Genomic DNA, 12,250 nt, shown 5'->3' with positions numbered 1-12,250 from the left:
GTCTACATCATTATACAAATTCGAATGAGAAGGAACGGCGGCCATGCGAGAACAGGAAGCGCGCGATCAGCAGCTTGAGCGCAAGGCCATCATGGCGACGCTGGCGCAATCGACCGGCGACGATATCGTCCGCCTCTGGAACGAAGCCGGCCTGCCTTCGCAAGCGGAACTCCTGCGCGGACCCGAAACCGGCCTGGTCACCGTGCGTGGCCGCATCGGCGGCGGCGGCGCGCCGTTCAACGTCGGCGAGGCGACGGTCACCCGCGCCACCGTCCGGCTCGCATCCGGACAGGTCGGCCACTGCTACGCGCTCGGCCGTGACAAGCAGAAAGCAAAACTGGCGGCGATCGCCGACGCGCTCTGGCAAGATCCCACCCGCCGTAACGAGATCGAGACCAAACTCATTGCACCGCTGCAGGCCGCACTGGCCAGCGGACGCGAGCGGCGGCGCGCCGAGACGGCGGCAACGAAGGTCGATTTCTTCACCATGGTACGCGGAGAAGACTGATGGACATCGCAACGCAAGCGATCGAGGGCGGCTTTGCCGATCCGGTGTTCGACGCCCAGACAGTGTTCCGCGCCGTGATGGATGCGATGGCGCGGCCGGGCACCCTGCAGCCCCTGCCGGTCTTTGCCCGCCCGCCGGCGCCGCTGTCGGTCACCGCGGGTGCTATCGCGCTGGCACTGTGCGACAACGACACGCCGCTCTGGCTCGACCTCGTTTTGCAGGCCCCAGCGACGGTGAAATCCTGGCTCGGCTTCCACACCGGCGCGCCACTGGCCAACACGCCAGCCGATGCGCATTTCGCGCTGATCGCCACGCCGGCCGAGATGATGGCGCTCGACGGCTTTTCGCAAGGCACCCAGGACTATCCCGACCGCTCGACGACGCTGATTCTGCAGGTGAGCGATCTCGTTTCAGGCGCCCCTCTGCTGGTCGAAGGTCCCGGCATCGAAAGAACCGCGACAATCGCGCCGGCGCAAATGCCGCGCCACTTCGTCGAACAGTGGAAGCAGAACAACCAGCGTTTTCCCCGTGGTGTCGACATTATCCTCGCCACCCCGGAAGGCGTTGCCTGCCTGCCGCGCACGACGCGCATCAAGACGATGGAGGCGTGATATGTATGTCGCGGTAAAAGGCGGTGAAGCGGCCATTGCCAACGCCCACGCCCTGCTCGCCGACCGCCGCCGCGGCGACCGTTCGGTGCCGGCGCTTCGCCTCGACCAGATCGTCGAGCAACTGGCGCTCGGCGTCGACCGGGTGATGAGCGAAGGTTCGCTCTACGACCGCGAATTGGCGGCGCTGGCCATCGTTCAGGCGCGCGGCGACGTGATCGAGGCGATCTTCCTGGTTCGCGCCTATCGCACCACGCTGCCGCGCTTCGGCTACACCAGGGCGATCGACACCGGCGCGATGCTGGTGGAGCGGCGCGTGTCGGCGACCTACAAGGATCTTCCTGGCGGCCAGGTCCTCGGCCCGACCTTCGACTACACCCACCGGCTGCTCGATCCCGAACTCGCCGCCGGCGGCGACGTCGCCGAGCCGCTGCAGCGTGCCAGCGACGCGGACGCCATGCCGCGCGTCTCCGCCATCCTCGCCCGCGAAGGCCTGATCGAGCCTGATGGCGACATGCCGCAGGACCATATCCCCGGCGACATCACCCGCGAGCCGCTGGAATTTCCGATGGCGCGCGACATCCGCCTGCAGGCGCTGTCACGCGGCGACGAGGGTTTTTTGCTGGCGCTCGGCTATTCCACCCAGCGCGGCTATGCCCGCAACCATCCGTTCGTCGGCGAGGTTCGCATCGGCGAGGTCGAGCTGGAACTCGACGTGCCGGAGCTGCCATTCGCCGTACCGCTCGGTTCTGCGCGTGTCACCGAGTGCCAGATGGTCAACCAGTTCAAGGGCTCGGCCAAGGCGCCGCCGCAATTCACCCGCGGCTACGGCCTCGTCTTCGGCCAGAGCGAGCGCAAGGCGATGGCCATGGCGCTATGCGACCGCGCGCTTCGTGCAACCGAATTCGGCGAAGACGTCGTCGCCGCGGCCCAGGACGAGGAGTTCGTCATCTCGCACTCCGACAATGTCCAGGCGACCGGCTTCGTCGAGCACCTCAAGCTGCCGCACTATGTCGACTTCCAGGCCGAGCTCGATCTGGTGCGCCGCATGCGCGCCGAGCATGACGCCCGCGAGAACGGCGGCAAGATGGAAGAAAAAAGGGAGGCCGCGGAATGACCGCACAACCGACCGATATCGCCACCTACAACTTCGCCTATCTCGACGAGCAGACCAAGCGGATGATCCGCCGCGCGATCCTCAAGGGCATCGCCATTCCCGGTTATCAGGTGCCGTTCGCCTCGCGCGAAATGCCGATGCCCTATGGCTGGGGCACCGGCGGCGTCCAGGTCACCGCCTCGATCATCGGCCCCGACGATGTGCTGAAGGTCATCGACCAGGGCGCCGACGACACCACCAATGCCGTCTCGATCCGCGCCTTCTTCAGGAAGGTCGCCAATGTCGCCGTCACCACCGAGACGGCCAAGGCGACCATCATCCAGACCCGTCACCGCATTCCCGAACATCCGCTGACATCGGGCCAGGTGCTGGTCTATCAGGTGCCGATCCCCGAGCCGCTGCGCTTCCTCGAACCGCGCGAGACGGAAACGCGGAAAATGCATGCGCTGGAGGAATACGGCCTCATGCATGTAAAACTCTACGAAGACATCGCCAGGCACGGCCGCATCGCCACCACCTACGCCTACCCGGTCAAGGTCGAGGGTCGCTATGTGATGGATCCGTCGCCGACGCCGAAGTTCGATAACCCGAAAATGCACCGTTCACCGGCTCTGCAGCTGTTTGGCGCTGGCCGCGAAAAGCGCATCTACGCGCTGCCGCCTTTCACCGAGGTAGTCAGCCTCGACTTCGAGGACCATCCGTTCGAGGTGCAGACCTTCGACCAGCCCTGCGCACTGTGCGCGGCCGAGAACGTCTATCTCGACGAGGTCATCCTCGACGACCATGGTGGCCACATGTTCGTCTGCTCCGATACCGACCATTGCGAGAAGCGGCGCGAGCAAGGCCATCGCGGCCACCTCGCGCCTGAAACCCCTCTTGCCCTGGAAAAAACGGAGCCGGCGCAATGAGCGACGAACCGCTGCTGCGCGTTTCAGCGCTGTCAAAATTCTACGGCTCGCGCATTGGTTGCGAGAACGTCAGCTTCGACCTTTGGCCGGGCGAGGTGCTGGCAGTGGTCGGCGAATCCGGATCCGGCAAGACGACGCTGCTCAACTGCCTGTCGACCAAATTGCTGCCGAGCTCCGGCACAGCCAGCTATCGCATGCGCGACGGCCAGTTCCGCGAGCTTTACCGCATGAGCGAGGCCGAGCGCCGCTTCCTGATGCGCACCGACTGGGGTTTTGTCCACCAGAACCCTGCCGACGGGCTGCGCATGACGGTGTCGGCCGGCGCCAATGTCGGCGAGCGGCTGATGGCGGTAGGTGATCGCCACTATGGCAAAATCCGCGCTACCGCCGTCGACTGGCTGTCGCGCGTAGAGATCGACGAGGACCGTATCGACGACGAACCGCGGGCCTTTTCCGGCGGCATGCGCCAGCGCCTGCAGATCGCCCGCAACCTCGTCACCGGGCCGCGGCTGGTGTTCATGGACGAGCCGACCGGCGGCCTCGACGTTTCCGTGCAGGCGCGCCTGCTCGACCTGTTGCGCGGCCTGGTCACCGATCTCGGCCTGGCTGCCATCGTCGTCACCCACGACCTTGCGGTGGCGCGTCTGCTGTCGCAACGCATGATGGTGATGAAGGACGGCCGCGTCGTCGAAAGCGGCCTAACCGACCGCGTGCTCGACGACCCGCGCGCGCCCTACACCCAGCTTCTCGTTTCTTCCATACTGCAGGTGTGATCATGGCAACCCCGCTCGTCGTCGCCGATGTCGCCAAGAGCTTCACCATGCATCTGCGCGACGGCATCAGACTGCCTGTCGTCGCCGGCGTGTCGTTCTCGATCAGGAGCGGCGAATGCGCCGTGCTCGGCGGCCCCTCCGGCGCCGGCAAGAGCTCGATCCTGAAGATGCTCTACGGCAACTATGCCGTCGATGCAGGCCAGATCATCGTCCAGCACGAGGACGGGCTCATCGATCTGGCGACGGCCAGCCCACGCACCGTGCTTGCCGTGCGCCGCCTCACGATCGGCTATGTCAGCCAGTTCCTGCGCACAGTGCCGCGCGTCTCGGCGCTGGATGTCGTCGCCGAACCGCTGGTCGAGCGCGGCGAGGACCGTGAGGTCGCGCGCAGCAAGGCGCGCGCCTTGCTGGCGCAGCTCAACCTGCCGGAAAAGCTCTGGATGCTGCCGCCGGCGACCTTTTCCGGCGGCGAGCAGCAGCGCGTCAACATCGCGCGCGGCTTCATCACCGAGCACCCGATCCTGCTGCTCGACGAGCCGACAGCCTCGCTCGACGCCAGCAACCGCGACGTGGTGATTGCGCTGATCGCGGCCAAGAAGGCGGCCGGCGTCGCCCTGCTTGGCATCTTCCACGATCACGACGTGCGCGAGGCAGTGGCCGACCGCGTCATCGACGTGACCGCTTTTGCCGCCGGGAAAATCGCCGCATGACCAGAAAACTGTCGGAAACGCCGCTGGTCCACGAAACGGCGGAAGTCGACAACTCGACGCTCGGCCGCTGGACCGAGATCGCCGAACGCTGCCGGCTTTCGGAAAGTACGCTCGGTGACTATTCCTACATGATGCAGGACTGCAGCGCCTGGTGCGCGACGATCGGCAAATTCGCCAACATCGCCGCCAGTGTGCGCATCAACGCCACCAACCATCCGACCTGGCGGCCGACGCTGCACCATTTCACCTATCGCGCCTCTGACTATTGGGACGACGCCGAGCACGAGAGCGAATTCTTTGCGCAGCGCCGCGCCAAACGGGCCACCATCGGCCACGACACCTGGCTTGGCCACGGCTCGACCATCCTGCCCGGCGTCAGCGTCGGCGATGGTGCGACGGTCGGCGCCGGCGCCGTGGTGTCGAAGGACGTCGCGCCCTACACCATCGTCGGCGGCGTGCCGGCCAAACCGATCCGCGAACGCTTCGACCGCCGCACGGCGGAACGCTATCAGGCACTTGCCTGGTGGGATTGGGACCACGCCCGCCTGCGCGCCGCACTCGACGATTTTCGCGGGCTTTCGGCGGAAGCGTTTCTGGAAAAATACGGCAGCTAGTGAATGGTGAATGGTCAATAGTGAATGGCGGCTGGGAAGCCGGTCTTGTCACCATTCACCATTCACCATTCACCGATCGAACCGCGGCCGCCGGCTCGCCTCCTTCAGCCTGTGGACGGTAACAAAACTGACATCAATCCGACACCGCGGTTTCACGCGGCTGCGCTAGCGAAGGTTAACAGACCTTCAACTGCGACTGGACTGGAACCCGCTCTATGCCAGCAACCTCAGCGCCAGCAACCTCAGCCACGCTCGAGATCCGCGGCGTCACCCGCCGGTTTGGCAGGAACACCGCCGTCAGCAATGTCGACATCTCGATCCCGCACGGTCAGATGGTCGGCATCATCGGCCGCTCGGGTGCCGGCAAGTCGACGCTTTTGCGCATGATCAACCGCCTCATCGATCCCAGCCAGGGCTCGATTTTCTTTGACGGCGCCGAAGTCTCCAGCCTGCGCGGTTCGCTGCTCAGGCGCTGGCAGCGCGATTGCGCCATGATCTTTCAGCAATTCAACCTGGTGCCGCGTCTCGACGTGCTGACCAATGTCCTGCTCGGCCGGCTCAATCACCGCTCGACCCTTGTCAATCTGCTCGGTGTCTTCTCCCGCGAGGAACGGGCCGAGGCGATCGCGGCGCTCGAGCGTCTCGACATCGCCCGCACGGCGCTGCAACCGGCCGGCACGTTGTCCGGCGGCCAGCAGCAGCGCGTTGCGATTGCCCGCGCCATGATGCAGCAGCCGAAAGTCATCCTCGCCGACGAGCCGATCGCCTCGCTCGACCCGCTCAACGCCAAAGTGGTGATGGATTCGCTGCAGGACATCAATCTGCGCGAGGGCCTCACCGTCGTCACCAATCTGCACACGCTGGATACCGCGCGCACCTATTGCAACCGCATCATCGGCATGGCCGCGGGCAAGGTCGTGTTCGACGGCCCACCCGAAGAGCTCAACCGCGAGGCTGTGCGCATGGTCTACGGCGCCGACAGCAATGGCGGCGAAATCTCCGAGGCCATCACCTCGACCAGCGTCACCATCAAGCAAAAAATCGCCGCATCCACCGGACCGCTCGAGCCCGCATTTCCAGGCTACTAGTTCCATGATCCCGGAAAGTGGATACCGGTATACGAAAGGTCATGGACAACCGAAGAGCACCTGGATCGCCAGCCCGCGTCAAGGGCGCTGTCAAAATTCGAACGCTGCCGGCGCGATGCCGGAACCAACAGGAGAGACGCGAAATGTTTAGAAAGATAATCTTCGGTGCCGTTTCCATCCTCGCCATGGCGGTGGGCACGGTCCAGGCACAGGACCTGAAGGAGTTCCGCGTCGGCATTCTGGGCGGCGAGAACGAAGCCGACCGTCTGCGCAATTACCAGTGCTTCGCCGACCACATCAAAGAAGTCCTCGGCGTCGAGAAAGTTTCGCTGTTCCCGGCCGCCGATTACGACGGCGTCATCCAGGGCCTGCTCGGCGGCACGCTTGACTTTGCCGAACTGGGCGCTTCCGGCTACGCCAAGATCTATCTCGAAAACAAGGACGCGGTTCAGCCGATCCTGACGACGGTCCAGACCGACGGTTCGACCGGCTACCATTCGGTCATGGTTGCCCGTGCTGATTCCGGCATCAAGACGCTCGCCGACATGAAGGGCAAGAAACTCGGTTTCGCCGATCCCGATTCGACTTCTGGTTACCTGATTCCGGTCACTTCACTGCCCAAGGACATCGGCATGGACGTGAAGAGCTATTTCGCGTCGACCGGTTTCGGCGGCGGCCATGAACAGCTTGTCCTTGAAGTCCTGAAGGGTACGTTCGATGCCGGCACCACCTGGGCCTCCGGCGTCGGCGACTTCAAGGACGGCTACAGCTCGGGCAATCTGCGCAAGATGGTAGACAAGGGCGTCCTCAAGATGGATGACCTCGTCGAATTGTGGCAGTCGCCGCTGATCCCGAACGGCCCGCTGGTCGTGCGTACGTTGATCGACGTCGGCGCCAAGCAGAAGATCACCGACTTCCTGACCAAGCTTCCGGAAACCGATCCGGCCTGTTTCTCGGCGATACAAGGCGGCGATTACAAGGGCTATTCGCCGGTTACCCCGGAATTCTATCAGGCAATCATCGACGCCCGTAAGGCGAAGATCGGCTCGTAAAGCAAGCTGCCAAAACGCCGCCGGGGCCATGAGCCGCCGGCGGCGTTGCCGCATCAGGGGCCGGGGATCTATCGATGAGTGCGACCGACGTTTACCGCGCGCCTGCCCTTTCCCCGGAGGGAGCCACCGTCGAGCGGCACTGGCGCGACCTCGCCGCTCGCCGGCGCCTTTACACGATCGGAGGCCTGGTTTTCCTATTTCTTGCACTCTCTGGCTCGCTCTGGTTCGCCAACGAAACCAACGCCGGAAAGTTCTTCGACCGCCTTCCCTACGTCGCCGACTTTTTCACCGAGCTGAAGCCGCGCGACTGGTTCGACCCGGTGCGCGCGCTGTTCGACCTGCCGTCCCCTTATGACGATGGCAGCCTCAAGTTCGACTACCCCGAAGGCCGGGTCTACCTGACCCAAAGCATCTACATTCCGGAATATTTCCACCGGATGATCGAGACGCTGAACATCGCCCTGTTTTCGACGCTCGTAGGCTCTACATTCGGTTTCCTGCTCTGCTTCCTCGCCGCGAGCAATATCACGGCCAACCGCTGGCTCCGTTTCGCCACGCGTCGCTTCCTTGAAATCGTCCGCGCCTTTCCGGAAATTGTTATTGCCGGCTTCTTTCTCGCGATTTTCTCGCTTGGACCCATTCCGGCGATCATTGCGGTCAGCATCCATACCGTCGGCGCGCTCGGAAAAATGTTCTTCGAAGTGGTCGAGAATGCCGACATGAAGCCTGAAGAAGGTCTGCGCGCCGTTGGCGCCAACTGGGTGGAGCGGGTGTGGTTCGGCATCGTGCCCCAGGTCCTGCCCAACTTCATGAGCTATTTCCTGCTCCGCTTCGAGATCAATGTGCGCGCTTCGACCATTCTCGGCGCCGTCGGCGCCGGCGGCATCGGTGAATCGCTGCGTCTTTCGATCGGCCGAGGCCATGAGGCCAAGACCATCGCCATCGTCTTCCTGCTGTTCTGCACGATTGTCGCCGTCGACCAGTTTTCGGCATGGCTGAGACATCGTCTTGTCGGCCGGCAGGCGTTCGCATATGGGCGCGGAGAGTAAGCGAATGAACGCCGATGCCATCAACGACATCGCCATTCGCCATCCGGATGCGTTCCGGCGCTCCCTATGGAAGCGCTACGCCGCCCCGATCGGCATCCTTCTTTGCATTCTCTACACCTTCTATTGCGCGTGGTTCTTCTCGATCGCCAGCGTTCTTGAAAAGGCGAACTGGAACCTTGCCGGCGCGTATCTCGCCGACTGGGTGTCTTACGAAATCCGGCCCGACATCGAATTCAAGGACAATTATCTGACGATCGATTACTCCCGCTTTTCCAAACTGGGATCCAATCCAGATCCCGACTGGGTGGCCAAGCAGATGGGTGTGATCGAGCGCCGGGTCGACGCAGCACCAGCACCGGCAAACGCGACCAACAAGTCGTCGCAGGATTCGTTTATGGCGCCTGGCGCGCCAACCGCCGAGAGCCCAACCGCCCCGTCAAACCAACCCGCTCCGGCTGTGCCTGAAACGGTGCGCGAAAACGCCGTCGTGGCGGCGACCGTCGTTCTTGGCAATGGCCGGATCGCCATCACGCCAAACCTCGTCACAGTGACGCGCGGCGCCGAAAGCGTCATCTTCGACATCGCCAAGGACAGTTCCGTCACGCCGCGCACACCGCTGCCTGACTGGATCGAGCAACGCAGGCCAGGCTCGACAGCCTATGTCTCGTTCGGATTTCTCGGCCGCGCTGAGGTGCAAAGTGACGAAGTGGTCGCCTGGAGACGTTTCTTCGGCTGGGCCAATTTCGTGTTCGACACGAATTCGCCATTCTGGGGAAAGCCGTTCGGCGAGGTCGCTTCACTGGTCGTTTCCGGGGCACGCATCGACCCGTCGCGATCAAACGCAGCGCTCGCCTGGGATAACGTCCTCAACAACGCCGAATGGCAGCACGGTGACGTCTGGCTGAAACTTTTGCAAACCATCGTCATGGCTTTTGTCGGCACTGTGCTGGCCTCGATCGTCGCCTTTCCGCTCGCCTTCCTGGCTGCGCGCAACGTCACGCCGAGCCGGATAGCCAACCAGCTAACAAAGCGCTTTTTCGATTTCCAGCGCTCGGTCGACATGCTGATCTGGGCGCTGTTCTTCACGCGCGGCTTCGGTCCGGGGCCGCTGGCCGGCATGTCGGCGATCTTCTTCACCGACACCGGAACCCTGGGCAAACTCTATTCCGAGGCGCTGGAAAACATCGACGACAAGCAGCGCGAGGGCATCCGCTCGGTTGGCGCCACGCCGGCAATGGTGCAGCGCTACGGCGTGCTGCCCCAGGTTCTGCCGGTGTTCCTCAGCCAATCCCTCTATTTCTGGGAATCGAACACCCGGTCAGCGACGATCATCGGTGCTGTCGGCGCCGGCGGCATCGGCCTGAAATTGTGGGAGGCCATGCGCACCAACACCAACTGGGCCAATGTTTTCTACATGGTTCTGCTGATTCTGCTCGTCGTCTTCATCTTCGACAACATCTCCAGCTATCTCCGCCGCAAGCTGATGGGGACCGTCGCAAACAGCAACGATGAGCGGCGCGTTTCCGCCCGTCCGGCGGCAGCTCAGATCGCCTGAGAGGAAGGCTGCGTCCTAGGCTCCGGCCCTCTTCCAGCCGCTCTTGATGTGCTTGTAGCCGTCGCGGTAGACGGCTTCCGGGCTTTCCGAAAAATCGCGCCACACCTTGGTAGCCGCCGCCAAATCTTTCAGCGAGCGGCCGAAGGCCTCGATCGTCAGCCAGTCGTCATAGCCGCTCTTGCGGATCGCCGAAAACGTCTCTTGCCACGGAATGTGACCGCGCCCAGGCACGCCGCGATTATTCTCCGAAATATGGATATGGACGATATTTTTGCGGTGGCGCGTATAGGCGCCGATCGGGTCGGCCTCCTCGATATTGGCGTGGAAAGTGTCGTACATCGCCTTGATATGCGGCCGGTCGATCGCGTCGACATGCTCCGACAGATCGTCCATCGTGTTGAGCAGATAGCATTCGAAGCGGTTGAGCGCCTCCAGCCCGATGGTGACGTTTTTCTTGCCGGCATGGTCGCCGATGGCGCGTTGCGAGGCAACGGAGCGCTTCTTCTCCGCCGCCGTCGGCCCACTGCCGGAGAAGGCGCCGAGCGTCGAATGCAGCGGGCCGCTCAGCGTTTTGGCGCCAAGCGCTTGTGTGCAGTCGATCGCCCATTTCATATAGTCGATGCCGGCCTTGCGCGTTGAGGCATCGGCCGAGATCAAATTCATCGCCGGATCGCCCATCGCCGAAACGGCGGTGCGCTCCAGTCCGATGCGGTCGAGCAGTTCACCGAGCTTCTTGTAGTCGTCCGGCGTGCCGGAGAAGATCGGTATCTCGACGCCATCGAAGCCGGTCGCCTTGATATCCCTAAGCAGTGGCTCGTGTCTCTTCGACACGGCCGTCGTCCACAAGAACATGCACATGCCGATTTTCATCGACGCCCCTCCCCATTTGACGGACGGCTGGCTCCTCCGCCGACTTCGCCATAAGCCCCCTATCCGGCCGCTTCGCGGCCACCTTCTCCCCGCTGGGGAGAAGAGGCAGACGCCAGCGCCGGCGATCTCCTCTCCCCTCGGGGAGAGGTCGGATTGCCCCCGAATTGCCCTTGCAATTCGGTTGGCAATCCGGGTGAGGGGGCACTTGCTCCTATGCGATCGCCCTGTCCCTCGTGGCGACCGGCAGGACAGAGGGGGGCGCCGTGGAACGCCATCCTCCCCCAACCGGAACAGCACCAACATCGGGCAAAACCAATCGCGAGCAACGTCATGAGCACAACCGCGATCCAACCGGTACCCTTCGGCCGCCGCCTCAAGCGCTTCATGGCCGACCGGCCGCTGATTCCCCTGATCATCCTGCTCGTCATCCTGGTGCTGGTGCTGCAGATCCTGCGCCCCGGCATCGTCAACGAGCGGTGGCTTGCCAACACCGTCAAATTCGCCATCCCGCTGGCAATTCTGGCCGGCTGCCAGACCATGACCATGCTGACCGGCGGCATCGATCTGTCGGTCGGAACCGTAGCGACGATGAGCGCCTTCATCATGGCGACGCAGGTCGTCAATCATGACCCGGCGGTGGCGATCCTCATCGCACTTGTGCCGGCGGTGCTCATTGGCCTGGTCATCGGCATCGGCGTCGGCGTGTTTCGCGTGCACCCGCTGATCATGACGCTCGGCACCAGCCTGATCGGCACCGGCTGCCTGCAGGTCTATCAGCGTACCGTCATCGCTTCGGGCGCCAAGATTCCGCCCTTCCTGGCCTGGCTCGGCACCGGCCTGACCTATGGCGTGCCCAATGCGCTGCTGTTGTTCGTGCCCATCGCCGTCCTCATTGTTTTCACCTTGAACCGCACCGGGTTCGGCCGCCTGCTTTACGCGGTCGGCGACAATGAAGGGGCAGCACGCCTGTCCGGCGTCCGCTACTGGCAGGTCATCACCGCGCTCTACGTCATCTCGAGCGTGCTCGCAGGGATTACCGGGCTGCTCTACATCGGCCTGATCAAGGCGCCGTCGCTGTCGCTGGCAGAGCCGCTGGTGCTGCCCTCGGTAGCAGCCGCCGTGATCGGCGGAACCTCGATCTTCGGCGGCCGCGGCGGCTACACCGGCACCATCATCGGGGCGCTGATCCTCACCGTGCTGACGACGCTGCTCACCATCCTGCAGATGCCAGAAGGCGCGCGGCGGATACTGTTCGGGCTGATCGTGCTGTTTGTGACGGCGGCTTATCTGCGGATTATTGAGGATCGGTAGGGGAGGATTGACGCGAGCAGCTGCTTTGACCCGAAGCAGACTCTCGCAAACGGAGCCGTGCATGACAGCTTTGCGCCCCGATGTCGT

The 12,250-nt window shown here is 63.5% G+C and carries 13 protein-coding genes; 12 read left to right on the top strand and 1 reads right to left on the bottom strand.

Annotated features, from left to right (window positions below; genetic code table 11):
* Positions 1 to 43 precede the first annotated feature (43 nt).
* The 11 genes from phnG (at position 44) to phnE (AC0L14_RS18260) (ending at position 9,982) form a co-directional block, all read left to right on the top strand.
* Positions 44 to 508: a phosphonate C-P lyase system protein PhnG gene (phnG, locus tag AC0L14_RS18310; protein ID WP_473750272.1), complete on the top strand. Its 465-nt coding sequence runs from the start codon at positions 44 to 46 to the stop codon at positions 506 to 508.
* Positions 508 to 1,119 (top strand): phosphonate C-P lyase system protein PhnH, encoded by a 612-nt coding sequence (gene phnH / locus AC0L14_RS18305; protein ID WP_473750270.1) that lies wholly within the window; start codon positions 508 to 510, stop codon positions 1,117 to 1,119. Before phnG ends, phnH begins: the two co-directional genes overlap by 1 nt.
* A gap of 1 nt (position 1,120) precedes the next feature.
* On the top strand, positions 1,121 to 2,233 hold the full coding sequence (locus AC0L14_RS18300) for a carbon-phosphorus lyase complex subunit (protein ID WP_473750269.1): 1,113 nt from the start codon (positions 1,121 to 1,123) through the stop codon (positions 2,231 to 2,233).
* On the top strand, positions 2,230 to 3,141 hold the full coding sequence (locus tag AC0L14_RS18295) for an alpha-D-ribose 1-methylphosphonate 5-phosphate C-P-lyase PhnJ (protein WP_473750268.1): 912 nt from the start codon (positions 2,230 to 2,232) through the stop codon (positions 3,139 to 3,141). The genes AC0L14_RS18300 and AC0L14_RS18295 overlap by 4 nt, the downstream gene beginning before the upstream one ends.
* Positions 3,138 to 3,914: a phosphonate C-P lyase system protein PhnK gene (gene phnK, locus AC0L14_RS18290; RefSeq protein WP_473750267.1), complete on the top strand. Its 777-nt coding sequence runs from the start codon at positions 3,138 to 3,140 to the stop codon at positions 3,912 to 3,914. Before AC0L14_RS18295 ends, phnK begins: the two co-directional genes overlap by 4 nt.
* A 2-nt stretch (positions 3,915 to 3,916) precedes the next feature.
* Positions 3,917 to 4,624, top strand: coding sequence for a phosphonate C-P lyase system protein PhnL (gene phnL / locus AC0L14_RS18285; protein WP_473750266.1), 708 nt, complete (start codon positions 3,917 to 3,919; stop codon positions 4,622 to 4,624).
* Entirely contained in the window at positions 4,621 to 5,238 is a 618-nt protein-coding gene (locus AC0L14_RS18280) for a DapH/DapD/GlmU-related protein (protein WP_473750265.1), read from the top strand. Before phnL ends, AC0L14_RS18280 begins: the two co-directional genes overlap by 4 nt.
* Positions 5,239 to 5,453: 215 nt before the next feature.
* Entirely contained in the window at positions 5,454 to 6,326 is an 873-nt protein-coding gene (phnC, locus tag AC0L14_RS18275) for a phosphonate ABC transporter ATP-binding protein (protein WP_473750264.1), read from the top strand.
* A gap of 143 nt (positions 6,327 to 6,469) precedes the next feature.
* Positions 6,470 to 7,378, top strand: coding sequence for a phosphonate ABC transporter substrate-binding protein (phnD, locus tag AC0L14_RS18270; RefSeq protein WP_473750263.1), 909 nt, complete (start codon positions 6,470 to 6,472; stop codon positions 7,376 to 7,378).
* A gap of 74 nt (positions 7,379 to 7,452) precedes the next feature.
* Positions 7,453 to 8,427 carry a phosphonate ABC transporter, permease protein PhnE gene (gene phnE / locus AC0L14_RS18265; RefSeq protein WP_473750262.1) on the top strand — a complete coding sequence of 325 codons (975 nt, stop codon included), beginning with the start codon at positions 7,453 to 7,455 and terminating at the stop codon, positions 8,425 to 8,427.
* A gap of 4 nt (positions 8,428 to 8,431) precedes the next feature.
* Entirely contained in the window at positions 8,432 to 9,982 is a 1,551-nt protein-coding gene (gene phnE / locus AC0L14_RS18260; protein ID WP_473750261.1) for a phosphonate ABC transporter, permease protein PhnE, read from the top strand.
* Positions 9,983 to 9,997: 15 nt separating this feature from the next.
* Here phnE (AC0L14_RS18260) and AC0L14_RS18255 read toward each other — a convergent pair whose 3' ends face one another.
* Positions 9,998 to 10,852 (bottom strand): sugar phosphate isomerase/epimerase family protein, encoded by an 855-nt coding sequence (locus AC0L14_RS18255; protein WP_473641246.1) that lies wholly within the window; start codon positions 10,850 to 10,852, stop codon positions 9,998 to 10,000.
* 330 nt (positions 10,853 to 11,182) lie between these two features.
* Here AC0L14_RS18255 and AC0L14_RS18250 point away from each other — a divergent pair, with 330 nt between their 5' ends.
* Entirely contained in the window at positions 11,183 to 12,163 is a 981-nt protein-coding gene (locus AC0L14_RS18250; protein WP_473750260.1) for an ABC transporter permease, read from the top strand.
* Positions 12,164 to 12,250: the final 87 nt, after the last annotated feature.

This window comes from Mesorhizobium sp. WSM4841 (assembly GCF_055811515.1).
Note: the sequence above shows the minus strand (reverse complement) of the source record. Positions and strands in the feature narration are given on the sequence as shown.

Coding starts and splice junctions, on each gene's coding strand:
- phnG (WP_473750272.1), top strand. CDS start 44: ATGCGAGAACAGGAAGCGCGCGATCAGCAGCTTGAGCGCAAGGCCATC.
- phnH (WP_473750270.1), top strand. CDS start 508: ATGGACATCGCAACGCAAGCGATCGAGGGCGGCTTTGCCGATCCGGTG.
- AC0L14_RS18300 (WP_473750269.1), top strand. CDS start 1,121: ATGTATGTCGCGGTAAAAGGCGGTGAAGCGGCCATTGCCAACGCCCAC.
- AC0L14_RS18295 (WP_473750268.1), top strand. CDS start 2,230: ATGACCGCACAACCGACCGATATCGCCACCTACAACTTCGCCTATCTC.
- phnK (WP_473750267.1), top strand. CDS start 3,138: ATGAGCGACGAACCGCTGCTGCGCGTTTCAGCGCTGTCAAAATTCTAC.
- phnL (WP_473750266.1), top strand. CDS start 3,917: ATGGCAACCCCGCTCGTCGTCGCCGATGTCGCCAAGAGCTTCACCATG.
- AC0L14_RS18280 (WP_473750265.1), top strand. CDS start 4,621: ATGACCAGAAAACTGTCGGAAACGCCGCTGGTCCACGAAACGGCGGAA.
- phnC (WP_473750264.1), top strand. CDS start 5,454: ATGCCAGCAACCTCAGCGCCAGCAACCTCAGCCACGCTCGAGATCCGC.
- phnD (WP_473750263.1), top strand. CDS start 6,470: ATGTTTAGAAAGATAATCTTCGGTGCCGTTTCCATCCTCGCCATGGCG.
- phnE (WP_473750262.1), top strand. CDS start 7,453: ATGAGTGCGACCGACGTTTACCGCGCGCCTGCCCTTTCCCCGGAGGGA.
- phnE (WP_473750261.1), top strand. CDS start 8,432: ATGAACGCCGATGCCATCAACGACATCGCCATTCGCCATCCGGATGCG.
- AC0L14_RS18255 (WP_473641246.1), bottom strand. CDS start 10,852: ATGAAAATCGGCATGTGCATGTTCTTGTGGACGACGGCCGTGTCGAAG.
- AC0L14_RS18250 (WP_473750260.1), top strand. CDS start 11,183: ATGAGCACAACCGCGATCCAACCGGTACCCTTCGGCCGCCGCCTCAAG.